This is a genomic window from Sediminibacterium roseum, from assembly GCF_009939005.1.
GTDB lineage: Bacteria > Bacteroidota > Bacteroidia > Chitinophagales > Chitinophagaceae > Sediminibacterium > Sediminibacterium roseum.
The window spans coordinates 851913-877181 of sequence record NZ_JAACJS010000002.1; the positions used below are offsets into that span (position 1 = coordinate 851913).

26 protein-coding genes are annotated in these 25269 nt (G+C 47.4%); all 26 read left to right on the top strand.

The genetic code is table 11. The features are described 5' to 3' along the window. The 26 genes from GWC95_RS03750 to GWC95_RS03875 all read left to right on the top strand — a co-directional run bounded on the left by GWC95_RS03750 (position 1) and on the right by GWC95_RS03875 (position 25220). Positions 1 to 1038, top strand: a complete 1038-nt coding sequence (locus GWC95_RS03750) for an acyltransferase family protein (RefSeq protein ID WP_161817321.1) — start codon at positions 1 to 3, stop codon at positions 1036 to 1038. A gap of 19 nt (positions 1039 to 1057) precedes the next feature. After that, positions 1058 to 2689, top strand: a complete 1632-nt coding sequence (locus GWC95_RS03755; RefSeq protein ID WP_161817322.1) for a hypothetical protein — start codon at positions 1058 to 1060, stop codon at positions 2687 to 2689. 17 nt (positions 2690 to 2706) lie between these two features. Next, entirely contained in the window at positions 2707 to 3426 is a 720-nt protein-coding gene (locus tag GWC95_RS03760; RefSeq protein WP_161817323.1) for a methyltransferase domain-containing protein, read from the top strand. Positions 3427 to 3439: 13 nt separating this feature from the next. Next, positions 3440 to 4504 (top strand): putative sugar O-methyltransferase, encoded by a 1065-nt coding sequence (locus GWC95_RS03765; protein WP_161817324.1) that lies wholly within the window; start codon positions 3440 to 3442, stop codon positions 4502 to 4504. Positions 4505 to 4522: 18 nt separating this feature from the next. Then, positions 4523 to 5236, top strand: a complete 714-nt coding sequence (locus tag GWC95_RS03770) for a transaldolase (protein ID WP_161817325.1) — start codon at positions 4523 to 4525, stop codon at positions 5234 to 5236. 12 nt (positions 5237 to 5248) lie between these two features. Continuing rightward, the gene (locus GWC95_RS03775; protein WP_161817326.1) at positions 5249 to 6196 is read left to right on the top strand and encodes a class I SAM-dependent methyltransferase; all 948 of its coding nucleotides are present in this window, start codon (positions 5249 to 5251) and stop codon (positions 6194 to 6196) included. Positions 6197 to 6205: 9 nt separating this feature from the next. Then, the gene (locus GWC95_RS03780; protein WP_161817327.1) at positions 6206 to 6985 is read left to right on the top strand and encodes an SDR family oxidoreductase; all 780 of its coding nucleotides are present in this window, start codon (positions 6206 to 6208) and stop codon (positions 6983 to 6985) included. Positions 6986 to 7003: 18 nt separating this feature from the next. After that, positions 7004 to 7750: an SDR family NAD(P)-dependent oxidoreductase gene (locus GWC95_RS03785; protein ID WP_161817328.1), complete on the top strand. Its 747-nt coding sequence runs from the start codon at positions 7004 to 7006 to the stop codon at positions 7748 to 7750. A gap of 8 nt (positions 7751 to 7758) precedes the next feature. After that, entirely contained in the window at positions 7759 to 8523 is a 765-nt protein-coding gene (gene kdsB / locus GWC95_RS03790; RefSeq protein ID WP_161817329.1) for a 3-deoxy-manno-octulosonate cytidylyltransferase, read from the top strand. 8 nt (positions 8524 to 8531) lie between these two features. Beyond that, positions 8532 to 9557, top strand: coding sequence for a Gfo/Idh/MocA family protein (locus GWC95_RS03795; protein WP_161817330.1), 1026 nt, complete (start codon positions 8532 to 8534; stop codon positions 9555 to 9557). Position 9558: 1 nt separating this feature from the next. After that, positions 9559 to 10587, top strand: coding sequence for a class I SAM-dependent methyltransferase (locus GWC95_RS03800; protein ID WP_161817331.1), 1029 nt, complete (start codon positions 9559 to 9561; stop codon positions 10585 to 10587). Positions 10588 to 10597: 10 nt separating this feature from the next. Next, a complete protein-coding gene (locus GWC95_RS03805) occupies positions 10598 to 11377 on the top strand; it encodes an HpcH/HpaI aldolase family protein (RefSeq protein ID WP_161817332.1) in 780 nt (259 codons plus the stop codon). Continuing rightward, positions 11378 to 12025, top strand: a complete 648-nt coding sequence (locus GWC95_RS03810) for an HAD family hydrolase (protein WP_161817333.1) — start codon at positions 11378 to 11380, stop codon at positions 12023 to 12025. It begins immediately after the preceding gene. A 10-nt stretch (positions 12026 to 12035) separates the two neighbouring features. After that, positions 12036 to 12980, top strand: a complete 945-nt coding sequence (locus tag GWC95_RS03815) for an NAD(P)-dependent oxidoreductase (RefSeq protein ID WP_161817334.1) — start codon at positions 12036 to 12038, stop codon at positions 12978 to 12980. Beyond that, positions 12964 to 13935 (top strand): polysaccharide deacetylase family protein, encoded by a 972-nt coding sequence (locus GWC95_RS03820; RefSeq protein WP_161817335.1) that lies wholly within the window; start codon positions 12964 to 12966, stop codon positions 13933 to 13935. The genes GWC95_RS03815 and GWC95_RS03820 overlap by 17 nt, the downstream gene beginning before the upstream one ends. 33 nt (positions 13936 to 13968) lie before the next feature. Then, positions 13969 to 14265: a hypothetical protein gene (locus tag GWC95_RS03825; protein WP_161817336.1), complete on the top strand. Its 297-nt coding sequence runs from the start codon at positions 13969 to 13971 to the stop codon at positions 14263 to 14265. Between the two features lie 8 nt (positions 14266 to 14273). After that, positions 14274 to 14966: an SDR family NAD(P)-dependent oxidoreductase gene (locus tag GWC95_RS03830; RefSeq protein WP_161817337.1), complete on the top strand. Its 693-nt coding sequence runs from the start codon at positions 14274 to 14276 to the stop codon at positions 14964 to 14966. Next, positions 14959 to 15600, top strand: a complete 642-nt coding sequence (locus GWC95_RS03835) for an MBL fold metallo-hydrolase (RefSeq protein ID WP_161817338.1) — start codon at positions 14959 to 14961, stop codon at positions 15598 to 15600. The genes GWC95_RS03830 and GWC95_RS03835 overlap by 8 nt, the downstream gene beginning before the upstream one ends. Continuing rightward, on the top strand, positions 15597 to 16601 hold the full coding sequence (locus GWC95_RS03840) for a ketoacyl-ACP synthase III (protein WP_161817339.1): 1005 nt from the start codon (positions 15597 to 15599) through the stop codon (positions 16599 to 16601). The genes GWC95_RS03835 and GWC95_RS03840 overlap by 4 nt, the downstream gene beginning before the upstream one ends. Positions 16602 to 16603: 2 nt before the next feature. Then, complete coding sequence (locus GWC95_RS03845; protein WP_161817340.1) at positions 16604 to 17956, top strand: ANL family adenylate-forming protein; 1353 nt, start codon at positions 16604 to 16606, stop codon at positions 17954 to 17956. Between the two features lie 4 nt (positions 17957 to 17960). Next, complete coding sequence (locus tag GWC95_RS03850; protein WP_161817341.1) at positions 17961 to 19487, top strand: HU family DNA-binding protein; 1527 nt, start codon at positions 17961 to 17963, stop codon at positions 19485 to 19487. Beyond that, entirely contained in the window at positions 19480 to 20574 is a 1095-nt protein-coding gene (locus tag GWC95_RS03855; protein WP_161817342.1) for a hypothetical protein, read from the top strand. The genes GWC95_RS03850 and GWC95_RS03855 overlap by 8 nt, the downstream gene beginning before the upstream one ends. 31 nt (positions 20575 to 20605) lie before the next feature. After that, positions 20606 to 21208, top strand: a complete 603-nt coding sequence (locus tag GWC95_RS03860) for an SIS domain-containing protein (protein WP_202630199.1) — start codon at positions 20606 to 20608, stop codon at positions 21206 to 21208. Positions 21209 to 21270: 62 nt separating this feature from the next. Beyond that, a complete protein-coding gene (locus GWC95_RS03865) occupies positions 21271 to 22860 on the top strand; it encodes a hypothetical protein (RefSeq protein WP_161817344.1) in 1590 nt (529 codons plus the stop codon). Between the two features lie 6 nt (positions 22861 to 22866). Continuing rightward, positions 22867 to 24357: a bifunctional glycosyltransferase/class I SAM-dependent methyltransferase gene (locus GWC95_RS03870; protein ID WP_161817345.1), complete on the top strand. Its 1491-nt coding sequence runs from the start codon at positions 22867 to 22869 to the stop codon at positions 24355 to 24357. Between the two features lie 23 nt (positions 24358 to 24380). Then, the gene (locus GWC95_RS03875) at positions 24381 to 25220 is read left to right on the top strand and encodes a glycosyltransferase (RefSeq protein ID WP_161817346.1); all 840 of its coding nucleotides are present in this window, start codon (positions 24381 to 24383) and stop codon (positions 25218 to 25220) included. Positions 25221 to 25269 lie beyond the last annotated feature (49 nt).

A 25269-nucleotide genomic window follows, 5' to 3' on the forward strand; every position in this document is an offset into this window, starting at 1 on the left:
TTGCCGCAAGCCGTAACCGGAAAAAAGATTGACACCTTACTGATCATCCGCGGGTTACTTGCCATTGCAGTGGTAGTATTTCATTCAGCCACGATGCACGAGAATACCACGGCATTCATCAATATCCCCGGCAGAACGGCGGTATGGATGTTCTTTGGTATTTCGGGATATGTGATCGGTTACGGATTTTTTACAGAACGTTACCAGTTCACCAAAAAAGACCTTGGCGTTTTTTACCTGAACCGGTTTTTAAGGATATACCCTTTGTTCCTACTGTTATCGTTGCTCGCATGGATAACAGGGTCGTTGGCCAGCGGACAATCTTCCCTTCATTTTAAGGATGTTCTCCCGCAACTGCTCATGTTCCAGTTCAACCACGATTACATGTTCAGCCGGGTATTCTGGACCCTGGGCATTGAGGTACAGTTTTACATCATCGCGCCTTTGCTGGCGGCTTTTATCATGGGAAGGTTCCCGTATAAATGGTTTCTGCTGGCAGGTGTATATTTTTTGTTTGTTTGCTGGGTTCCGTTTGCATTTTATTTATTCGGGCAAAGTTTCGACGGGCGCAACCTCCCGGCCAACCTTTCTCATTTTTTCATCGGCATGCTCGCATGTAAATTGATGCTTGAGAAAAAACTGCCGGCCATAAACAAGGCATTGCTTATAATAATCATATTGGCATTGCTGGCCGTTACCAATTACCTGTACGCGCACCATATCGATTATTACTGGACCGCCGGTTCCGTAACGATCGACTTTATCATCCTTCTTTGTGTTTTGCTGCACAAGGAAGTTTCAGGTACAACCTATGGCAGTAAAAATTACCTGTTGCGCGCGTTCTCATTTTTAGGGGTGATATCGTATGGTGTGTATGCATGGCACCCGTATTTTATACAATACACGCCGCAGATCGAAAGAAAAACACTAATCCTGATCCTGGTATCGGTATCCGCCGCATTTCTTTCTTATCAATTCGTTGAAAAACCGGTACTTTCTTTAAAAGGAAAAAGAAGAAAAGCAGGATTCGGCAATTGAACATTGCCAACACCAGATCATGACAGGATTGCTTGCGAAACTTTTTGGTTGTTCGTTTGATGCATTGGATGCATACAAAAAAACAGGTGCGTTTGAAGAATGGGTGAGCGCGAAAAACAAGATCAACCTGGAGATGAACACGCTGGTCTTTACGCATCTCTCCAACGCGAGAGCCGGCGAAAACGCTCAGGCGCAGCAGTTTTACGTTGATGCGGTTTCTTCGCTGCTGAAAAAACACTATACCCGCCGGCTGAAAATATACAATGCGGTAAAACAGCGGCAACTGTTTGTCATCACCTGTGTTTTGATCGCATGGGTTGATACGTTGGCCAGGCTTTTGCTGTCGCTGAGCAGGTTTCAATACCGTTTTTTTTTACAGAATGAAGTGAAAGTTGCTGAAACGGATGTCTGCATCCGATTTCCCATGCACGCTTTTTCTTATGAAGCGGGTTCGGTTTCGCATTCAAGGTCGTTTGCCGAGTTCCTGGTGTCGGTAGAATACGCCGGCCTTGGGTTTCAGCACATGTTGAGTGTTGATGAGTATGAAAGGGCGAGCAAAAAACACGAACGGGGAAGACCAGGTGATTTTGTTCAACCGGATGTTTACCCGCACGAGCCGGCGCTACTGGTAAGAACAAAACAAAGCTTTGGAAAAGCGGCCGCTGAATTTAGGTCGGTCCGCGGCTCATTCCGGAACATGATCGCGCGGCGTAATTTGTTTTTGCTGCAGGAATACTTCAGCCAGTACCATGTATCAAAAAAATATGTTTCGGTTTTTGAACAGTTGGAACAAAGGAAGGTAAGCGTACGCAGGATCTATGTCATGTCGTTTTTCGATATCGGCCTGCTGAAATACGGTTCTGTTTACAACGACCGCATCCGCGTTTTTTCTTACAGCCAGAATCTATTTGTACCGCCGGCCACCGCCATTTCTGCGGCTTTGCTAACGGGTGTGATGGATGTTACGTTAAAGCAGGCTTTCGAGGAATGCGAAACGTTGCTTTTCTCCTATTACACACACAACCACATTGGCCTTACGGAACACAGCTATGCGTTGAATTATTTTAAATCGCTCATCAACCGTGAATTTGGTTTGTCGCTCCCGGTGAATTTAAACCGTTTGAAAAGCGAGCCCGCCAATGGGAGCTATGAATCGTTGTTCAATATTGAGATCAATGATACTATCAAAAACATCATGCTATTCGATGTTCCTAATGAGTCGACTGAAAGGGGAATCGCCAGGACATCAGTGGGAGACAAGGCAGCGAGCGAAGAAATTGTCAGGGCATTTTACAACGATATCGTTTCCCTCGCGATGAAATACAATTGCAGGATGCTGTTGAAACCGAAATATTCATTGTCGTCTCCCGATTTCCCTGCATCCTACACAGCGTTGCTCAGGGAAGTGCAGGAAAAGGCAGGCGACCAGTTTGTTGTGCTCGATCCCTATGTGGCGTTGAATACAGTGGGAGGCAAGATCGACCTGGGGATCAGCTTTCCTTTCACCTCTACATTTTATACAACGGCAAGTATTTGCAAGCGTTCGGTTTTTTATGCACCCACCAATTTTGAAACAGCATTTGCAAAAGGATTGGGAACAAAACTGGTACTGGGCAAGGGCGACCTGGAAAACATCATTCAATCATTATAATCATTAAACCTTAACATATGGCAAAGGCAGGCGACAACATTACTGCAAGCAATGCAAACTGGAAATTTTCCGGGGAGATGGTGGATGCATTTGACGATCATGTATCGAAATCCGTTCCTCTTTACAACGAGGGGCATGCGCAGATCTGTCAGTTCAGTGATTATTTCATCAAGAAGGATTCTACAGTGTACGAGTTGGGCTGCTCAACGGGAACGCTCACCTTCAAGCTGTTTAACCACACCAACCACAAGCAGGCAAAATTCATAGGTTACGATATTGAAGCGGATATGGTGGCGAAGGCGAATGAAAAACTGGCGACGATCGGCGCAGGCACAAACATCAAGTTTGAGGCTGCAGACATTACGCTCGTTGATTTTGAGCCGAGCGACCTGGTGGTTTGTTATTACACGCTGCAGTTCGTTCACCCCAAAGAAAGACAGTACCTGGTGAACCGCATTTACGAAGCGCTGAACTGGGGCGGTGCATTCATACTGTTTGAAAAAGTGCGTTACCCTGATGCTCGCTTCCAGGACATCATCACCACTTTGTACAACGATTACAAACTCGAAAGAGGGTATTCATACGAAGAGATCGTTACCAAAACGCGCAGCCTTAAAGGCATACTGGAGCCTTTTTCTTCCAATGCAAATGTGGATATGCTGAAACGCGCCGGGTTTGTGGATATATGTTCGATCCAGAAATTTTTGTGTTTCGAAGGTTTTTTGGCCATCAAATAATTTCATTCTTACAATGGATAATTTCAAGGAACAGCTTGCGTATTTTATTTCAAAGTCGCCCGATTTTTTCAACGATGGCTCGCTCCCCGAGATCGATAGCAAACACCAGGGGATTGTAAGCAGCGCCTACGACCTGCTCAATTCTGATTTCTCCATCGAAAAACTCCGGAACTGGAGCGGCCAGTCTGATATGGGCATCAAACGAAAATTCAATTCGTTCTATGCGGCGATGGTGGGGATGAAGGATTACTCATGGCTCTCTAAACTGATGAGCCCCATTGCGGGTAAAGTAAATTCCCTGATGCAGGGCGGGCTCACGTTTTCCATGCACCTCGATGATATTGCCATCATCGAATCGATAGGTGGAAAGGACCTGCTGGTAGACAATCCGCAAAATGCAACACCGGGGGCGGCCGACTATCCGCTGATCAATGGCTATTCCGTTTCTACACGATGGCTGCGTTATATTTACCTGCTCACAAGAATGCGCGGGAAAAAATTACTGTCGAATGATGAAGTATGGGTCGATATCGGTTCGTTTTACGGCGGGTTGCAGGGCCTGGTAAAAAAATACCATCCGTCGGCCAGAATCATCCTCGTCGATTTTCACCACCAGTTGTTGCGCAGTTATATCTACCTGAATACCTTGTACCCGGGCAGCCAGCATTTTCTTCCATCGGAGATAGAAAATTTCAAAGATTTTTCGGAGATGCCGGAAGGTTCGTTTATGTATGTGCCGGTGAATGATTACCATAAGATACAATCGCACAGAGCCAATCTTGTTTCCAATTTTTTCAGCCTCGGAGAAATGAGGCGTGAACATTTTGAAGGTTATTTCAACAGCAGCCTTTTCCAGGGTGCAGACAAGATCTACCTGGTGAACCGGTTTGTCAGCAGCCCGTTCTTCGAAAAAACATACGACACGGACATCACGGTTAAGGATTATCTCAATACCAGCAGGAAGCAGGAATACTTTGATGTGTTTCCTGTGAATCATTATTTATCCATCCGCAGGAACATGTTCGGAAGAAATTATTTCCGCAACCTGTCTTCTTCCTATTTCGAACTGATCTACTAAAAAAGATAAAACAACACCATGACCATCGATCAACTTCAGACAAAAATATACGCCGACGGTGCCGAACTGGGCGGTATTGTTGAAATGGCTAAAAACCCGGTCATCAAAGGTTTCACCACAAACCCTACGCTCATGCGCAAGGCCGGGATCTCCGATTACAAAAAATTTGCACAGGATGTGCTGGCTGCAGTGCCCAACCTGCCGATATCGTTTGAAGTGTTTTCAGATGACCTGGAAGAAATGTACACGCAGGCCGTTGAGATCGCCTCCTGGGGAAAGAACATCAACATCAAGGTTCCGGTTACCAATACCAGGAATGAGTTTGTGGGCGATGTGATCAGACGCCTCTCTGCACAAGGCATTTTTGTAAACGTAACCGCATTGATGACGCTCGAACAGGTGAACAAGGTAATGGACAGCCTGCAGGGCGATGCGCCTGCTTATATTTCGGTATTTGCAGGCAGGATCGCGGATACGGGAAGGGACCCGATGGACATTATGTCGAAAGCCGCAGCGATCTCAAAAACAAGGGCCAACACAGAGATCATCTGGGCGAGCCCGCGTGAGTTGCTCAATATATTCCAGGCAAATGAAGCGGGTGTGCAGATCATTACCGTTGCAAACGACCTGTTGAACAAACTTCCGCTCATTGGAAAGGATCTTGATGCGTATTCACTCGAAACAGTGAAGATGTTCAGGAACGACGCCGTGAAAGCAGGTTACACCATCTGATATTTTTTTTGAATGGATCACAATTACAAAGAAGCTGTTTGCCCCGTTTGCGCCAATGCAGACAGCTACCTCATCCGGAAATACAAGTACCAAAACCCGATCTATGCAGATTGTGCGCTGGTGGGTTGTAACAGCTGCACGATGGTTTTTGCGTATCCGCTGCCGGATGCGGATGCGTTACGTAAGTACAACGAAGGTTATTTCGATAACGCACACGGCGGTATGTCTACACACCCGCTAACGGTAGCTTTTTATTCCGCGATCAGTCTTGTAAGAATGCTGCATGTACAGGCATTCCGCGATAAAAACAAATGTGAAGTAAAAACAGTGCTCGAGATCGGACCGGGTGCCGGTTATTTTGCAAAACATTGGATGGAAAGAAACCCATCCACCGTTCAATACACGGGCGTTGAATCAGACGCTACCACGCACGCAAACCTCAGGAATTACAAGGTGGATGTGTATGCAAAACTTGATGAAGTGCCCCATGACAGGGATTTTGACCTCGTGGTGATCTCGCATGTGCTTGAACATACAACGGACCCTGTCTCGTTCATTAACGAGTGCACAAAAAAATTATCGCCCGGCGGCATTTTATTCATTGAGGTTCCGTGCAACGATTACCAACACAAATCGCTTGATGAACCGCATTTGCTTTTTTTTGATAAAAAGCCGATGCAACTGCTGCTGCAGAAAACAGGTTACGGTGCCATCAAACTTTCTTATCATGGTAATACGATCACGGATCTTTCAAGGGGCGTTTCCGCGGTTGGTAAGTTCAAGAGCCGCCTGAGGAATTTTTTATTGAACAGGGGATTTGTAAAATTATATTCTGCTACGGTGAGCGGACTTGAAGCTGTTCCGGATCCGATGGAGCGGGCGGTGATCAAACCTTTCAAGGCCTATATCGAACAGAACGCGCCGGCCTGGTGGCTGCGTGCAACAGCAATAAAAAAGTAGAATTTTTATATGAGAAGTTATTTAGAGGATCTTTTTAACGTTGAAGGAAAAGTTGTTCTGCTTACCGGCGCAGGCGGACATCTTGTTGGAGAGATGTCGCGCAGCCTTGCAAAAGCAGGGATGAAAATTGTTTGCTGCGATTTCAGTAAAGAAGCGGCAGATAAAGTGGTGACCGATATCAAAGCCGCAGGCGGCGATGGCGTGGCGGTGCAGATGGATGTGCGTCTTGCAGCAGATCACCAGCGCGCATTGCAGGTTGCCCTCGATACTTATGGCCAACTCGATTGTGTGTTGAACGGTGCAGGCTCCAACGCACCTACAGACTTTTTTGAAATACCGCTTGAAGAATGGAACAACATCATTGCCGTGCAGTTAACAGGAACGATGCTTGCCTGCCAGGTGTATGGTAAGTATATGGTGGAGAGAAGAAGCGGGTCCATCATCAACATCAGTTCTGCTTCATCGGGCCCGCCGTTGTCGAAGGCCTTTACGTATTCCGTTGCCAAATCCGGCGTAAAGAACCTTACACAAAACCTCGCGCGCGAGTGGGGCACCATGGGCGTGCGTGTGAATGCATTGCGGCCCGGGTTCTTCCCTACTGAATGGTCGATGCAGCATTTCATCACACCGGAAAGGGAAGCGGCCATACTGGGCCACACCGGGATGAAACGCTACGGAAAACCCAATGAACTCGTGGGTGCGGTACTCTGGATGTTCTCCGATGCCGCAGGGTTTGTAACAGGGGCAGAGATCGCGGTAGACGGCGGTTTTACTGCAATGACCATTTAATTTTCATCAATCATTACCATGCATACCATTGTTGTAACAGGCGGATCAAAAGGATTAGGCGCAACCATCACCAAAGCCTTTCATGCTGCGGGAAACCGCGTTGCCATCGTTTCGAGAAACGATTCCGGGCTGGCCGCAGATCTGGGGGATCGTGCGAGATTCTTTCATGCCGACGTAAGCAAACCCGATCAGATCAAAACTGCTTTTTCAGAGATCATAAAGTGGTCGGGAAGCATTGATGTGCTTGTGAACAATGCGGGCTACTCGGGCTGGCAACCCCTCGAAAAAATTACGGAGGAATTTTGGGACCAGATGATCGATACGAACCTCAAAAGCATTCTCTTCACTTCGCAGGCAGCGGTGGCTGCGATGACGCGCGGTGGTGCCATCATCAATATTTCCAGCCTTGCAGGCAAAAGAGGAAGCGCAAACAATTCCGTTTACTGTGCCAGCAAGTTTGGTGTGAATGGCATCACGCAGTCGCTCGCCAAAGAACTCGGCGGCAGGGGCATCCGCGTAAACGCTGTTTGTCCGGTATACCTCCGCACACCAGGATTGGAAGAGGCGCTCCAGGAAAAAGACTCGCCCACCAAAGGTGGAGACCTTACTTCGTACCTCGATGAATTTGCAAAAACGCAAACTGCATTGGGTGTATTGCCAACAGAGCAGCAGGTTGCAGATACCTGTGTGTTCCTTGCTTCTGCGGCGGCGGGCGCCATCACGGGGCAGTGTATCAATGTGGATTGCGGTGTGTTACCTCAATAAAAAAAGTTATGGCAGATAATATTACGATCGTTATCCCGGCGCGCATGGCCTCATCGCGTTACCCGGGTAAACCATTGGAATCTATTTTGGGATTGCCGTTGGTGGAGCATGTGCGCAGGAGATCATTGCTTGCAGGAAACAACCTGGTAGTGGTGGCAACCTGCGATACATCTATCAAAGAAGCGATAGAGAATTTTGGCGGCAAGGCAGTAATGACAAAGGACACGCACGAACGCTGCACCGACCGCATTGAAGAAGCGATGGAACACCTGCCGGGTGATATCATTGTAATGGTGCAAGGCGATGAGCCACTGCTCATGCCCGAAGCCATCAATGCAGTGGCCGCGCCATTGCTGGAAGATCCGTCGCTGCCGATCGTGAACCTGTTATCGCCCCTGCAATCGCAGGACGATCACACCAACCCCAATATCGTAAAAGCAGTTTGCAAACTCGATGGAGATGTGATCTATTTTACCCGTTCATCCATTCCTTATTACAGGCAGCAGGTTGCGGTGCCGGTATACAGGCAAACGGGTATCATGGCCTTCCGGAAAGATGCATTGAATAAGTTCAGCGCGCTTACGCCAACCGCAATGGAGATCGCGGAGTCTGTAGACATGCTGCGTGCAACAGAACATGGAATGCGCATCCGTGGCGTGGTGGCAGATTATCCAACGATAGGCGTAGACAATCCATCCGATGTTCCATTGGTGGAAGAATGGATCAGGAACAACAAGGTGCAGCACGAATTATACAAATCAATTACCCGGTAAGTATACGCATGAGTACAAAAATAAAAACAGGTATTGTTGGTTTCGGTTACATGGGCGAGATCAGGTTGCGCAATGTGATGGAACATCCCGGTATGGAACTGGTAGGGATCTGCGATCCCAACCGGGAAGAACAGATCGCTGCAAAGAATGTTGCGGTTTACAAAGACTGGAAAAAGCTCGTTCACGACAGCGATGCGGTGATCGTATGCACACCCAATTTTGCGATACCCGAAGTGGCGATCTATGCAATGAACCATGGCAAACATGCATTCTGCGAAAAACCACCGGGCCGCAATTACAACGACATCAAAGCGATCCGCTACGCCGAAGTTGCAAATCCGGGTGTGAAGCTGATCTTTGGTTTTAACCACCGACACCACCCCGGCATTACAGACGCAAAAGCGATCATTGATTCAGGATCGCTGGGAAATATCCTTACCCTGCGCGGTATGTATGGAAAAGGTGGCGGATACGATTACCACACCTCCTGGCGAAACGACGAAGCGGTTTCGGGCGGTGGTATCCTGCTCGACCAGGGCATTCACATGCTCGATCTCTTCCGGTATTTTGTTGGCGATTTTGTTGAGGTGCACGGCATGCGCGCCATTACGGCGTTCGACATAGAAGTGGAAGACAATGCAGTGGTGATATTGCGCACCGCCGCAGGGCAACTCGGGCAACTGCATTCATCGGCAACATCCTGGAAGCATACGTTCCGTTTAGAGATCGGTTGTGAAAAAGGGTATGCGGTGATCTCGGGGTTGTTGTCGAAAACCGGGAGTTATGGAAGGGAAACGCTTGTGATCGGCAGAAGGCCATCGCAGAACGAAAAAATGGCTGTTGGCAACCCGCGCGAAGAAACGATCTACTACGATCACGACCCGTCATGGAACATCGAGATCGCACATTTTGCAGAATGTATTCTTGAGAACAGGCCCATTGAAAAAGGAACATCCAACGATGCATTGAAAGTGATGGAGATCATCGATAAAGTATACCAATCACCCATCATCCCTTCGGATAAAAGAAATTAATATGAAAACTGTTGTATCTGTAAACGAGATCTCAGAGTTTGAAATAAAACCCAGGGCGGAACTTGCGCAATGGAAAAATGCGGTGGCGGAAGAGATCAAAACACGCTGGGCCGGGAAAAAAGATTGGGTAAAAGTTGATTGCCCTGTTTGCGCCAGCAGCGCATCCAACCCGGCGTTCGACAAATCGGGATTTGTATACGTGGAATGCAGCAATTGCAAAACATTGTACGCAAAAGAGCGCCCTTCGGAAAATGAATTGAACTGGTGGTACAAGGAGTCGGCTTCAACGGAATTCTGGACAAATAAATTATTGAAATTAAGCGCTGCATCGCGTGATGAAAAGATCATCGAACCGCGTGCCAACTGGATCATGGATGGATTGTCGGAATACTTGCCGGGACAATCGTTTTCTGCCATTCAGTACACAGACATCTCCTTCTTCGGAAAAGCACTGATCGAAAAAGTAGCCGGTTATGCAAAAGGGATGAAGATCGTTTCCGCCGGTTTAACGGACGGCGACGTAGACTTTGAAAACAATGTTCAGAAAGCCGGGAGCAGGTCGCTGGACGACTTTTCTTCCCTGGATAAAACAAATGTATTGGTTGCAATTGATGTACTGGAAAGGATCTCGGGCATATCAAAATTTTTAGGGCAGGTAGAAGATGTTGTGCTGCCCAACGGGCTTTTGTTTGCAACATGCCCTGTTTCGAGCGGATTTGAGATCCAGTCGTTGTGGGAGCGTTCACCTTCGGTGATCCCGCCCGACAAACTGAACCTTCCCTCAGTGCAGGGACTGATCGATCTTTTTACAGCTTCCGGCAAATGGAAAATACTTGAACTCAGCACACCGGGTATGTTTGATGTGGAAATGGTAAAACAAACCATCGCTCAATTGCCCAACGAACAATGGCCGCGCAGTTTGCGCGCATTGGTTGATACGATCAGCCCGCAAGGGGTGGCGATGTTTACAGAATATTTGCAATCGCAACGGTTGTCCTCTTTCGCGCGCATCGTTCTGCGCAGGATCTAAATACAAAAACATGCTTGCAGAAAAGATCAAACAAAAGCTAAAGGAAAAAAAACCTTCTATTGGTACCTGGATGTCGATGGCCCATCCTTCCATTGCTGAAATACTGGCAATGGCAGGTTACGATTGGGTTGTGGTTGAAACAGAACACACCGCGATCGATGTTTCAGAAGTATTGCGTTTGGTGATCGCGATCGAACAGCGCGGATCCATACCATTGGTAAGGCTCGCTTCCGTTGATCCTGTACAGGCCAAGGCAGTACTGGATTCCGGCGCAGCCGGCGTGATCGTTCCCATGGTAAACACAAAAGTAGAAGCCGAACTGGCAGTCGCCATGTGCAAATACCCGCCTATGGGAACGCGGGGCGTAGGGCTTGCACGTGCGCAGGGATATGGCGTTGACTTTGATGCCTATGTTACAAAAGCAAATGAAAAAACATTGGTGATCGTTCAGATCGAACACATCGATGCGGTGAATAATATAGATGAGATCCTTTCTGTTCCGGGTATCGACGGAACATTCATCGGGCCTTATGACCTGTCGATGTCGTTGGGAATACCGGGGCAATTATCCCATCCCAAAGTGATCGAAGCAAAACAAAAAGTGCTCAAAGCCGTGCTCGCAAAGGGATTGGCAGCGGGCATCCATATGGTGCAGCCGTCTACTGCGGTACAGGATTGTGAGAACGCAGTTAAAGAAGGGTATACGTTTATAGCAGTGGGAACAGACATCCTGTTCCTGGGCGACAGTGCGCGCAAAATGCAGTCGGATCTGGAAAAATCGATCGGATAAGTGCTGTTTGACGGAAAGATAGAAATTGTGATACTTGATTTTGACGGCGTGATCGTTGAATCGAATGACATAAAAGACCGTGTATTTGATGAACTGTTCAAACGTTTCCCGGAACAATACGAGGCTGCATTGAATTACCATCGTACACATGTTTCCGTATCGCGTTTCCAGAAGTTTGATTTCCTGCTCGCGCAATTGGGAAGAACGGACGATGCGGTATTGAGGCGGCAGTTGCTGGAAGAGTTTTCTTCCCTAACGCTGGAGAAAATGAAAAATGTTTCTTTCGTGAACGGCGCAGTGGATTTTTTAAAGACGATGAAGCCGCATTATCCCCTGTACCTCGCATCCGTTACGCCGATACATGATCTCGAGATCATACTTGACCATTTGCAGATCCGGTCTTATTTCAAAAACGTATACGGTTGCCCGCCATGGACTAAGATCGATGCGGTATACGACATACTTTCAAAGGAAAACAGTTCCGCGCAAAATGCGGTATTGATCGGCGATTCGTATGGCGACCAGAGAACAGCCTTTCAAACAGGTGTTCATTTTATCGCAAGGCAAAGCGGGCTGCACTTCGACGATCCGCAACCTGAGATAAGCGTTGACGACCTTAACGGCCTTGCAAATTTATTTTTGAATTGACAGAACCAGCATGGACAATATTTTAATAGCCCTTTCCACCTTCGCTGAATTTGATGCAAAACCGTTGGAGTTGTTGAAAGCGTCGGGCATTCCCTATACCATTCATTCAACAGGGAAAAGAATAACGAAGGAGGAATTGTTGCAGGCAGGAAAAAATGCAACCGTGATCGTAGCCGGTGTTGAACCATATGATGCGGAAGTGCTTTCAGCGCTTACCAACCTGCGCTGCATCTCCCGCTGCGGCGTTGGGGTGGATGCGATCGACCTGGAAACGGCAAGTGAAAAAGGCATCACGGTTTTAAATACACCCGATGTTCCCACGATCGCTGTTGCCGAACTTGCTATCTCACTTTATTTTTCCCTGAGCCGCAACCTGCGTGTGCAGGCAAACAGCATGGGAAATAAGAAATGGGAGCGGCTTGAATCGCATCTTGTGAGTGGCAGAACCATTGGCATCATTGGGTTTGGAAGGATCGGCAGAAAGATCGCCGAGTTTCTCAAGCCGTTCAACGTGAAGATTCTCGTGGCGGATCCTTTCCTGGCGAAAGAATCTGTTGGCAACCTGGGCGCAACCCTGGTTGATAAAGAAACGTTGTTGCGCGAATCGGACATTGTTTCAGTTCACGCCGCAAAATCAAATACACCCGTGATTGGTGCCGATGATTACAGCAGGATGAAGAAAGGCGCACTTCTTGTTAACCTGTCTCGCGGCGGAATGATCGATGAGGATGGATTGTTGAAAGCCATCCGATCGAAACACCTGGCCGGTGCGGGTCTCGACGTGTTTGCCAAAGAACCCTACAACGGTCCATTGTGCGATCTTGAAAATGTGATCCTTACCCCGCACAACGCTACATCAACAGTTGAGACACGCGTTGCCATGGAAGTGGAGTGTGTTGAGAACGCCATTCGTTTCACCAAAGGTTTGGTAACAGCGGATGAGAAAGTCGTTTAAAACATTGATGTTCCATGGCGTTGCCGATGATATGAGTGAACACTGCGTGTTCATGCCAAGCAGGAACTGTTTTGTACGCACGGACGATTTTGAAAAAGCGATCGATTATTGCAGCAGCCGTTTTAAAATTCTTCGTCCCGGTGACCTGGATGCGTATTTTGATGGAACTGCTTCAGACGATGGTATATTTATTACAGTTGACGACGGGCTTCAATATTTTTTCGATCATGCTTTGCCCGTTTTAAAAAAATACAATGCGCCGGCAACGGTCTTCATTACATCAGACTGGACAAACGAGGGAATAGAGCCTGCGATATTCGCGCTTGAATATCATTTGTACAGCAAACTGCCCGCGAAACTTGTTGTTAAAAAAAACGAGCTGCATTTCGAACGACAAGTGACCGGAAAAAGCGGTATCAATGCAGTGTTGAATGAATTGTGGAACGAGCTTTTTAACAGGAAAATCTCCGCAAATTCCATCCGTGCAAACGAGATATCCCTGAATGGCGTTCCAATGAATGAATTAACGGATGAGGGCAACCCCGGGTACTGGAAACCCGCATCATGGGAAACCATTCGCGCCGCGCACCTAAGCGGCATCATCGATATTGGCGGGCATGGAAAAACGCATACCCCTTTTTCATGGTTGCGTGCGGATGAGCTGGAACAGGAGATGGCCGAAAACAAAAAAGAGATCCAAACGCATTTGAATACAGAAGCAGTTGTTTGCACATTTCCGCACGGTATGTATGATGAGAAAACACTTGCCGTGGTTGGGAAACATTTCGCTTACGGGTTTACAAACAGGGTGGTGCCGGCTGCTGTTGAAACGAGGACGTGCCTATCGCGTTACAATGTTCCATTTCAGAGGCCCAATTCAATCCCGTCGTTATTGTCGTACCCCTTTGCAGGAAAGATATTGCGCAAGGCGGGGGCGGTAAGCGGCTGGTATTGATTTAATTTCAGGAATCGTTATAAAAAAGAAACAATGACAAGAGCAGAAATCAATGACATCGTTATCGCCACTTTCAAACGGGTGATCAACGACAGCGATAAAACAATAGACAGTGAGCCAACACCGGATACGGCGATCATGGGCAGCGAAAGCATCTTTGATTCGGTAGACCTGGTAACTTTTATCGTGGCATTGGAACAGACGCTGGAAGATGACCACAACATATCGATCACGCTGGCAGACGACCGTGCTTTGGGACAAGCGGTGAGCCCGTTTAAAAGCATAGGCACGATCCGCGACTACATTGAAGTATTGGTAAACGAAAAATAATCTACTGCATGGTCATTTTGATAACAGGCACCAGCCGCGGTATCGGCAAAGAACTGGCGCAGCATTATCTTGCTGCGGGGCACGCTGTTATTGGATGCAGCCGGAAGGTTGTTGATCACGGCGATGACAAGTATACACATTACGTTCTCGATGTTACGGACGAAAGATTGGTGAAAAATATGTTCAGCGAGATCCGGAAAAAACATGGGAGGCTCGATGTACTCATCAACAATGCTGCGGTAAACCAGACCCTTGCACCTGTGTTGCTGGTATCTGTACAGGCAGCGATCAATACGATGCATACAAATTTTATCGGAACATTTCTTTTTTCTCGCGAAGCCGCAAAACTGATGATGAAAAACCATTCGGGCCGCATCATCAACCTCGGAAGTATGGCCATAAGGCATGAAGAGAAAGGTGAGGCGATCTACACGGCGTCAAAAGCAGCGGTTGTTTCGTTTACAAGGGTGTTTGCCAAGGAAGTGTTCCAACATGGGATCACCTGCAATGTTGTTTCGCCTTCGGCGATCGATACCGACCTCCTGAAAAACATAGACAGCGATGCATTGCAAAAAGTGTTGCAGCGAAATGCGATCCCTGAAATGGGTACAACGGGAGAGCTGGCGCATACCCTGGACTGGCTCATCGATCCTGCCAGCGATACAATAACCGGACAGCATATTTACCTCGGAGGTGTTTGAGAAAATGGAGATCAGGAGAATTGTAAACGGGAAATGGGAGGAGAATTGTTACATCGTTTCCGATGGGCAGGATGCAGTGATCATTGATCCCGGTGGAAATTTTGAGGAGCTGGAAGAATACACCAACGGGAATGGTTTAAAAGTATGGGCGGTAATAAACACACATGCCCATTTTGACCACATTGTTTCGGTAGCGGATGTGGTGGATGCGTTCAAGTGCCCGTTTTACCTGCATTCGGCGGATAAGCGTTTGTTGCGATCCGCAAATCTTTATATGTCGCTTTTTATGGGCGAAGCGCCGATCCGGGTTCCTGTTGTAGATCGTGAATTGGACAACACTGCGTTGCCGCTAGTATTCGGCAACTTACGAATAGAAGTGATGCATACACCGGGGCATACAGATGGCGGTGTTTGTTTCCTGATCGGCGATCACTTGTTCACGGGTGACACCTTGATGAAAGGATCGATCGGAAGGCTCGACCTTCCCGGCGGGAACAAAGAAAAAATGAAAATCTCTTTACAGAAAATCGCGTCTATGCCAAACGGGTTGAAAATTTATCCTGGCCATGGCGAAACATCAACCATCGCAGCAGAGCTTGAACACAATGAGGCTTTCAAGAGTTTTTTAAAATGAATGGAACGATCAAACATATCGAATACCACCTTCCTGCCAGGATCGTGACCAATACGGACCTGCGCAACGAGTTCCCGGATTGGGATGTAGACAAGATCGAAAAAAAATCCGGTGTGGAACAAAGGCACATTGCATCGGCTGAAGAAACCGCTTTCGACCTGTCGGTTAAAGCATGCGAAAAATTATTTGAACAGTTCGACCGGGAAAATATCGACGGCATCATCTACTGCACACAGAGCCCTGATTACATCATGCCTTCGAATGCGTTTTTGCTGCAGCGTCATTTCAAACTCAGCGAACGCGCGTTTGCTTTTGATTTTAACCATGCCTGCACCGGCTATATATATGGTTTGATGATGGCCGATTCATTCATCCGTTCTGGGGTAGCGAAGAATATACTGCTGGTGAATGCGGATACCTATTCAAAATTCATCAACACGAAAGACCGGTCCACGCGCGTATTGTTCGGTGACGGCGCAGCGGCGTCTGTTATTGGTGTTTCAGAAAACGGAACGGGCATCAAAGATGTTGTTCTTGCAACGCATGGTGATGGGTATGATAAGTTTATGATTCCCGCGGGCGGTATGCGTTTGCCAAAGTCGGCAGCCACCGCCATCGAAACCGCCGATCATGCCGGCAACATCAGGAGCGCTGATGATATCAGGATGGATGGCCTTGCCGTTTGGTCGTTCATCAATTCAAAAGTACCGCAACAGGTAAACGAATTGCTCGGGTGCAACGGCCTTGCGCTCGCAGACATCGATCTCTTTATTTTTCACCAGGCAAGCCTGATGACGATCGAATCGTTGGTAAAGAAAATGCAATTGCCGGGTGAGAAGGTTTTTATGAACATCGGTAAGATCGGTAACACGGTTTCTGCATCCATACCCATTGCCATAAAAGACGCGATGGATTGTGGTAAAATGCGGCCGGGGCAAAAGATAATTCTCTGCGGGTTTGGCGTAGGGCTTTCTTACGGAACCCTTTTGTTAAACACATGATCATGCAGGAAGAGAACAGCATTTCATTTTTGCTGGAACGATTTGACGCCCACCAACATGAGGAATCCATAATCTGGAATGACAAGTCATTTTCGTACCAATGGCTCATGGAGCGGGTTGTTTTTTTCGAGGAATATATCTCGCAAAACGACATCGCCGAAGGGACTGTTGTTGCACTGAAGGGCGATTTTACGCCAAACAGCATCGCCTTGTTCCTTGCGCTCGTTAAAAAAAATGCGATCGTGGTTCCCTTGGTTGCTACGGTAAAGAACGAAGAAGAATTGGTAACGATCTCGGGCGCCGGTGCTGTTTTTACGATCGATCAAAACGACGAATGCAGTGTTGTAAAGAACGGCCGGCAGGCCACTCATGCGTTTTACGATATCATAAGGGACCGCAGGCATCCGGGCCTGGTTTTGTTTTCGTCGGGAACTTCAGGGGAGCCAAAATGCGCGGTGCACGATTTCGCAAAACTGCTCGACAAGTTCCGCACAAAACGGACGGCGCTGCGGACATTGAATTTCCTGTTGTTTGATCATTGGGGTGGATTGAATACGATGCTGCATATTTTATCGAACGGCGGCGTAGTGATTTCCACCAAAGACCGTTCGCCGGCAAACATCTGCCGTTTGATAGAAAGATACAAGATCGAATTGTTACCCGCTTCCCCAACTTTTCTGAACCTCCTGCTGCTAAGCGAAGCGTACAATGAATTTGACCTGGGCAGCCTTAAAATTATTTCTTACGGAACAGAGCCCATGTTGCCATCAACGCTCCGGCGTTTGAAAGAATTGTTCCCGAACGTGAAGCTGCAGCAAACCTATGGCCTGATCGAATTGGGCGTGCTGCGTTCAAAATCGGAAAGCGACGAATCGCTTTGGGTAAAATTGGGTGGTGATGGATACGAACTGCGCGTGGTGGATGGGCTGCTGGAGATAAAAGCTGCTTCGGCTATGCTTGGATACCTGAACGCACCGAGCCCTTTTACAGAAGATGGATGGTTCAAAACAGGTGATGCTGTTGAAGTGAATGGAGCGTATTTCAGGATACTGGGCAGAAAGTCGGAGCTCATCAATGTAGGAGGCGAAAAAGTATATCCTTCCGAAATAGAAACGGTGATACAGGAGATGCCAAACATAGCAGAAGTTATGGTATATGGCGAAAAAAGCCCGATCACGGGGATGATCGTGGTTGCCCGCGTAAGGTTGTTTGAAGAAGAAGATAGAAAAGATCTCGCCAGCCGGGTAAAAAAACATTGCAGGCAGGTGCTTGCGCCTTATAAAATTCCGGTGAAGATAGTTGTAGACAACGAAGTACAATATGGCGACCGCCTGAAGAAAACAAGGGTGTCGTAAACAGATGAAGAGGCCGCTTTCACTTACCCAGTCACAATTTCAATACATCGTTGAACAATCGGAGGCGATCCTCGAAAAACATGCATCCGATTTTTCAATCGTTGGCAATGCATGGTTGAATGTATTACATAGCCATCCATCGATACAGGAGCGTTACGTTCGTGTGTTCCATAAAAGGACGGTACCTGAATTGATCACAGATGTGTTGCGGGGAGCAGTAAATATTTTGGCCGGCCTCATTCGGTCGCTTACCATGATTTTTAAAACCCCTGGCCTGAGTAAGATCAAACCGCAAACGGATGTGCTTTTTATATCTCATCTGTTGAATGCATCCACACCCAAACATGCGCCTGATTTTTATTTCCAGGAATTACCGGACTACCTGCAGTCGCAGGGCTACCATGTAGCAGTTGGGCTGATGAATCATGTTCCGGCTTTCAAAGGATGGGTGGATGATGAGACCGCTTCGGCGCAACCAGAGAAGTTTGTATTGCCATTGCAGCTTGCTCCTGTTGCCGAATTAAAGATCATAAGCAGGGCTTTGCGGACAGCGTTTTTTTTCTTCCGGCAATACCTCGAAGAGAAGGATCCGTTGCGAAAATCGTTCTTAAGGGAATTATCCGGGAATACACTTTCACCGCACACGCTCCGAGCTTACCGTTTGTACGAAACGCTGGTGCCCGTGATCAGACAAACCAATATAAAAACGATTGCGTTTACATACGAAGGACACTCATGGGAAAGGATGGCTTGCCATGCAGCAAAAACGGCTCCGCGTAAAATAATGGCAATAGGATACCAGCACACCATATTGTTTCCAAGTTCACATTCCATAAAAAAATCGCGTGGGGCCGCTTATGATCCTGATTTGATACTCACGGTTGGCGGAGTTACACGCGGTATACTCATGGCCTCGGGTGAATTGAGAAATACGGCCATCCTGGAATACGGCTCACCAAGATTAAAGCGGGAGCCCGTATATACACCAGTTGGGGAGACCGTCAACGCGTGCCTTGTTACACCCGAAGGTTTGGTCAACGAGTGCATGGCTTTGTTCGGGTTTGCTGTGAAAGCGGCGATAGCGATGCCGGAAACAAGTTTTATTTTCCGCACGCACCCAACGATCCGTTTTACAGACCTGCAGGAAGAAGAGCCCCTGCTTCGCGAGTTGCCGCCGAATATTATTCTTTCGACAAATAAAAACATCGACGACGATTTTAAAAGATCAAGCTGGTTGTTGTACCGTAACTCATCCGTTGCTTTTTTTGCAGTGCTTTCCGGTTTGCGGCCCCTGTACCTGCAGATAGGCGCTGAAATTTCAGATGATGTGTTGTATGCGCTGAAGAGCTGGCGCAAAACGGTTACGGATCTTAGCGATCTGGAAAAGATTTTTGCGCAGGATGCACATACTTCGTCGGAAGAGAGAACTGCAGAACGTGAAGAGGCCTTCGCGTTTTGCAGGAAGTACATGATCCCATATGACGTAAAGGTTTTCGAACAGTTCATCAAAGAAGGAGCGATGCATGCCTGATTTCAGCATCACCCATATTGTAGCGGCTGATATCCCGCGGGTATCGCAATACCTTGAAACAAAATCGGGTGGTGTTTATACAAAGCAGGATTGGATGCGCATCCTGGAATGGATCTGGATCAACAATCCAAATGTTGAAACGAGTACGATCCTCGGCTGGTCGATCACTGACGAGAACGATACGATACACGGCGTGCTCGGGAACATTGCTGCGAAATGTGTGGTTGATGGTGTTGTACATCCATCTTACTGGGCCACAAGCTGGTTTGTAGATGAGGATGCACGCAAACACAGCCTTGAATTATTTATGAACTATGTTAAACAAGGCGGGCTGCTGATGAGCAATACACCCAATCCTTCTGTTGAAACGATGCTTGTAAAAGCATTCAAATACAAACGTGCGGATTCACCTTGGTTTACGGGCTCGTTCCTGTTCCCGGTCAAGCCTTTGAAAGATTTTTTCAGTGCCAGGAAAAACAATGGGTCGCTGTTGAAACGCGCTGCGCTTACAGCGGCATCGGTTCTGTTGAAGATCCCGCAGGCATTTGTTTTTTTTAAGGGCAGGGCCAACAAAACATTCCGCGGGATTTCTGTGGCATGCGTTGATAATTTCTCGAGCGAAACCGACGAATGGTTTGAGGCGTTCAGCCGGCAACACCGTTTTGCTATGAACCGCTCGGCGGCGATGTATCGCTGGATCTTCCTTGACCGCAGCAACCGTTCTTCCTTCAAGCCATTTGAAATAAGACACGCGGGAAAGATCCTCGGTTACCTGGTCTTCAAAACAAAATACAACGCCACTTCCGGTTTTCATTACATGGAACTGGTTGATGAGGCTTTGCTGCCCATGGACGATGCACTTTTGCGGCAGGTGATCATCAAAACATATTACAAGGCAAACCTGCACGCCTCACATGAAACGTTTCTGATCATGCGTTCCAATAATGAAAAGGTAAAACAGGTGTTGCGTGGTTTGTTTGGAATAGCGGTGAACAAGGTAGAGAAGACCTATTATAAACAATCTTTTCTTAAGAGGGACGAACAACCCTTCCTTACTTCGCTGGATGGCGATAGCATTTTCTTCTGACAACTCATTATTTATCAAAAACAAAACCAAAGTGAGCAACCAATTCGCAAAACAGTACCTGCAGGAAGCCGCAGAGATCATCTCGAAAATTGATGTAGACCAGATCGATAAAATGACAGCGCTGCTGCTTGAGCTGCGCAACAATAAGGGCCGCCTTTTTTTGGTGGGCGTAGGTGGCGGAGCGGGCCATGCGAGCCATGCAGTAAATGATTTCAGGAAGATCGCAGGTATAGAATCATATTCGCCGAGCGACAATGTGAGTGAACTCACCGCACGCACCAACGACGAAGGTTGGGAAACAACCTATTCTGCATGGTTGCAGGTGAGCAATCTCAGTTCCAAAGACATGCTGTTCGTTTTTTCAGTGGGTGGCGGCGATGCCGAAAGGAACATCAGCGCGAACATTGTGAATGCATTGAAACTCGCTAAAGAAACGGGCTGCAAAATAATAGGTGTGGTTGGCCGCGATGGCGGGTACACGGGCAAGGTTGCAGACGCATGCGTTATCGTTCCAACCGTTAACAAAGATTACATTACACCGCATACCGAATCTTTCCAGGCATTGGTGTGGCACCTCATTGTGTCTGATCCACGTTTGCAGCAGATGAGCAATAAATGGGAATCGCAGAAATAATGCAGGCTATCCGCAATCGTTCCCTAGCAGGCGCAAAAAATAGATTTCTGTCTTATACAACCATGTTGATCCTGGTCAGCCTTGTTGTAAGACTGGCCGTTTACTTTCTGCTGCCGCCTTCGGCCGACCTTAACAAGTACCAGAATTCCGGCCCCTTGTATTATTCGGCGCTCACGGAACATTTTGCAGACTACCTCGCGTTCAGCACAAATATTCCGCCAGGCACATTTATCGTGCATGCAGCAGTGCTGAACATAGTGGATCTTGAAACAGCAACATCTGCCAGGATCTTCCTTATGCTTGTTTCGATACTGGATGTGATCGGGATCGTGTTGTTGTTCAGGTCGGCATTGCGCATCGGTGCCAATAAAAAATTCGCGTTTATCATCTCGTGTATTTTTTCAATCGCCCTGGTCTCTTTCGAGATCTGGCGCGACGGGATGCATTACGACCATCTTACTTTTGTGCTCACTTCCTTGTTCGCCTGGTCGTTGGTGAAGGCCATTCAAGACGAATCAAATCTGTTGAACGCATTGTGGGTGGGCATTGCAGCCGCTTTACTGGTATCTCAATCGGCCGCCAACGCTGCGATTGCGCCTTTTTCAATTGTTTTGATATTTGCATTGTTGTATTTGCCGCGTAAGCAGTTTCGTAAAATGCTGGCTGCTTTGGCAATCAGTATTTCACTTCCGCTGGTTTTGATGGTTATCATAGGCAGGAAAAATGCAGCCGAAACAAACGAGTCGCTTACCAGCAACAAGGCCGGTCCCGCGATGATGATGGTTGTTCAGCGTGCCTATGGATACGATGTTGCAGCAGTGCGATCGATCATGCAACGCGGCGGAGCACCGGGTTGGTACCTGTGGGCATACGATCATGCCACACCATCGGTAGATTATAACACCCTGCAGCCGTTTACCGCAACCATTCCATTATCGCAGGCTTTTGGCATTTGTTTCTTTGCAAAACAGGCAACGGGTTATTGGAATTTTGATTTCAATCCGTTGATCGGTTATTTATCCGCAAACGGCCCCAAAAAGCTGTTGCCGGTTGTTAAGGCTGACGCGGCCGATGCGGTTTATAAACCCTATCGCTTTTCAGGATTTTCTTCAGAATTGAGTCCGCGGTGGATCGGCGTATACGGCAGTGTTTCCAAAAAAATATATTTCAAAGCACTGCAAGACAATCCCTGGGGCATGTTGAAAGCGTTTGCAAAACAACAATCTGTTTTCGGAATTTGCGGCCCGCTGTTTATGTACAATGTTTCACAAAGCAAACCTAATTTCTTGGCACGCGGCGCTTTACGTACGATGAAGGAGAAGCTGCCACTGCATCTATTGATCGAACCCGCAGCGCTGGTTTTTGCCGGTGTCGCTTTGTTTGTTTATATATTGTCGTTGGGCGCCATTCCCTTTGCATTGATCCGGTCTGTGAAAAACAAAAGCAGGCGCTTGTTTTACCTGCAGCACCCGTTTGTACTGTTATCGATCCCGGTTGTTTGTATTGCCGTTGTCTATTCCTGTTTGGTAGGCGGAGAGAACGATCGCTATTTTATGCAGGCAACGCCTTATATATTGATCATGGCCTGTTACCTCACGGTACTGTTTAAAAGATACATCCGGAAGTTTCCAATTTTGCAGCAGTTTATTTGATAGTTCATGAACCTGATCCCCACAAACCCCAATTCGCCCCATTGCCGCATCGGTATTTTTGTGATCGCATATAATGCGGAGAGCCATATCGAAAAGACATTGAGCCGCATTCCCGAAGCGGTGTGGCAGAAGCTTACGGTGGTATACATTGTAGACGACTGTAGTTCTGACGAGACCACTTTAAAGGCGCTCGACTTCCATCACCCGCATTCCGCGAAGATCGTCGTGATCAGGAACCGCGTGAATCTTCGTTACGGCGGCAACCAGAAACTGGGTTATCAATGGGCCATCGACCAGCAATTGGATATAGTGGTTATGCTGCATGCAGACGGACAATATGCGCCGGAGTTCCTTGAGCAAATGTATACGCCGATCATGAACAACGAAGCGGACGTGGTCATTGGTTCGAGGATGATGACGGCCAAAACTGCGTTGCAGGGTGGTATGCCGAAATACAAGTATTACGGAAACAAGATCCTTACCCGGATACAGATCGCCCTTACGGGTTTGAAATTATCAGAGTACCATTCCGGCTACCGCGCATACAGCGTAAAATACCTGAAGAGTATTCCATTCTGGGAAAATTCAAACGAATGGCATTTTGATACGCAGATCCTGCTGCAGAATTACCAGGTGAATGCGCGCATCAGGGAGCTGCCGATACCAACTTATTATGGCGACGAGATCTGTCACGTAAACGGCATCAGCTATGGGCTCAACTGCGTGCTCACGTCTACCGGCTTTGCATTGTTCAAAAGCGGCATCTATTACAGCCGCAAATACGATGTGAACCTGAAGGGGCAACGTTATTTCGATAAATTTGATGATCCATATTCAAGCCACTCCATCATTTATAAATATTTACTCAATCACGGTGTTGACGGTAAAAAGATCCTTGAGCTGGGTGTTGGCGACGCATCGCTGACCAGGAGGTTAAAAGCAAATGGCGCAATGATCGATGGCGTTGAGCTCGACAAAGTTTACATTGAACAGGCAGAACCGTATTGCCGGCAGATCTTTACAGGCGACCTCAACAAAATAGAAACGCTCGGGCTCGATACCGATTACGATATCATTGTGGCCGCAGACATTCTTGAACACCTGGTTGACCCGGAATATGTTTTGTCGAAACTGAAGACCCATCTCAAAAAAGACGGGCTGCTGGTTGTTTCGTTGCCCAATGTTGCAAATATTTACGTACGGATGAGTTTGTTGTTCGGGCGTTTCAACTATCATTCCAAAGGGCTGCTTGATAAAACGCACCTGCATTTTTATACCATCAGCACCGCATCGTCTATGCTGGCAAAAACAGGATGGAAAATACAGGGTAAAAACGTAACGGCCATTCCATTGGCGATCGTGTTTCCTTTTCTGCGGTTGACTGCGTTCAGGTGGATGTTGCAGTTGTTTTACGGCCTTACCAGGATATTCAGGGGCTTGTTTGCGTACCAGAGCCTGTTCTTTTGCACCAATCCAAACAGCACCAGGTTATTATAATGGCGGAGAACGGTAATCAAAACGTGTCGGTAGTGATCGCAACATTGGGCGGCGATTTTCTACAGGGAACGATCACGGCCCTGATGCAGGGATCGTTGCCGCCAGCTGAAATATTGATCTGTATTCCCACAGAACACGCTCACAAAACGCAACACCTCGCAAACGATGTTGTAAAAAACCTGGCGATCGATATCCGGGGGCAGGTAAAGCAACGTGCCTATGGTTTTACGCAGGTACAAAACGACATGGTTCTCCAGCTTGATGATGATACCCATGTGGAAGCGCGTTCGTTGCGCGAAATGGTTGCGGTATTGCAAAAGCTGGGTAAGGGTAATGCAGTTGCCCCGATCTTTTATGGGCCACATACGAAGACCTGTATACATACATTGCAAAATGGCTTGTTGAAAAATATTTTTGATTACATTGTTTGCGGGGCCCCCTGGGGCAAAAAGAAAATGGGGGTGATTACATCCATCGGACTGAACTATGGTGTGGATGACAAATATGCAAGCACGGATCTGGTTTCGGTTGGATGGCTGCCAGGCGGATGCGTGTTGGCATATAAAGACGACCTGGTAACGGAAAACTATTTTCCTTTCAAAGGGAAAGCGTATTGTGAAGACATTCTGCACTCTTTTTTCAAAAAACAAAAGGGCACACGTCTTTGGGTTGCAACGCGTACGCGGGTTTATACTGATGAACCGGCGTCAAGATTGAGCAGGGCCATTGTTGACAAAGAGATACCAATCAGACGTTATTACGTGTCTCTGAGCAATGGACCCATGTGGCGGTTGTTTATTTATGAGACCTTTTGCAAGATCAGAAGCTTCTTCTATTCCTTTACACACAACACCGAACAATAGGCACATTGTAAATCAGAATGCTGATTCATTCATCAAAAAGAGTATTACC

Coding starts and splice junctions, on each gene's coding strand:
- GWC95_RS03850 (WP_161817341.1), top strand. CDS start 17,961: ATGAAGAGGCCGCTTTCACTTACCCAGTCACAATTTCAATACATCGTT.
- GWC95_RS03800 (WP_161817331.1), top strand. CDS start 9,559: ATGAAAACTGTTGTATCTGTAAACGAGATCTCAGAGTTTGAAATAAAA.
- GWC95_RS03795 (WP_161817330.1), top strand. CDS start 8,532: ATGAGTACAAAAATAAAAACAGGTATTGTTGGTTTCGGTTACATGGGC.
- GWC95_RS03840 (WP_161817339.1), top strand. CDS start 15,597: ATGAATGGAACGATCAAACATATCGAATACCACCTTCCTGCCAGGATC.
- GWC95_RS03775 (WP_161817326.1), top strand. CDS start 5,249: ATGGATCACAATTACAAAGAAGCTGTTTGCCCCGTTTGCGCCAATGCA.
- GWC95_RS03755 (WP_161817322.1), top strand. CDS start 1,058: ATGACAGGATTGCTTGCGAAACTTTTTGGTTGTTCGTTTGATGCATTG.
- GWC95_RS03770 (WP_161817325.1), top strand. CDS start 4,523: ATGACCATCGATCAACTTCAGACAAAAATATACGCCGACGGTGCCGAA.
- GWC95_RS03865 (WP_161817344.1), top strand. CDS start 21,271: ATGTTGATCCTGGTCAGCCTTGTTGTAAGACTGGCCGTTTACTTTCTG.
- GWC95_RS03870 (WP_161817345.1), top strand. CDS start 22,867: ATGAACCTGATCCCCACAAACCCCAATTCGCCCCATTGCCGCATCGGT.
- GWC95_RS03785 (WP_161817328.1), top strand. CDS start 7,004: ATGCATACCATTGTTGTAACAGGCGGATCAAAAGGATTAGGCGCAACC.
- GWC95_RS03765 (WP_161817324.1), top strand. CDS start 3,440: ATGGATAATTTCAAGGAACAGCTTGCGTATTTTATTTCAAAGTCGCCC.
- GWC95_RS03825 (WP_161817336.1), top strand. CDS start 13,969: ATGACAAGAGCAGAAATCAATGACATCGTTATCGCCACTTTCAAACGG.
- GWC95_RS03805 (WP_161817332.1), top strand. CDS start 10,598: ATGCTTGCAGAAAAGATCAAACAAAAGCTAAAGGAAAAAAAACCTTCT.
- GWC95_RS03830 (WP_161817337.1), top strand. CDS start 14,274: ATGGTCATTTTGATAACAGGCACCAGCCGCGGTATCGGCAAAGAACTG.
- GWC95_RS03760 (WP_161817323.1), top strand. CDS start 2,707: ATGGCAAAGGCAGGCGACAACATTACTGCAAGCAATGCAAACTGGAAA.
- GWC95_RS03845 (WP_161817340.1), top strand. CDS start 16,604: ATGCAGGAAGAGAACAGCATTTCATTTTTGCTGGAACGATTTGACGCC.
- GWC95_RS03820 (WP_161817335.1), top strand. CDS start 12,964: ATGAGAAAGTCGTTTAAAACATTGATGTTCCATGGCGTTGCCGATGAT.
- GWC95_RS03780 (WP_161817327.1), top strand. CDS start 6,206: ATGAGAAGTTATTTAGAGGATCTTTTTAACGTTGAAGGAAAAGTTGTT.
- GWC95_RS03855 (WP_161817342.1), top strand. CDS start 19,480: ATGCCTGATTTCAGCATCACCCATATTGTAGCGGCTGATATCCCGCGG.
- kdsB (WP_161817329.1), top strand. CDS start 7,759: ATGGCAGATAATATTACGATCGTTATCCCGGCGCGCATGGCCTCATCG.
- GWC95_RS03815 (WP_161817334.1), top strand. CDS start 12,036: ATGGACAATATTTTAATAGCCCTTTCCACCTTCGCTGAATTTGATGCA.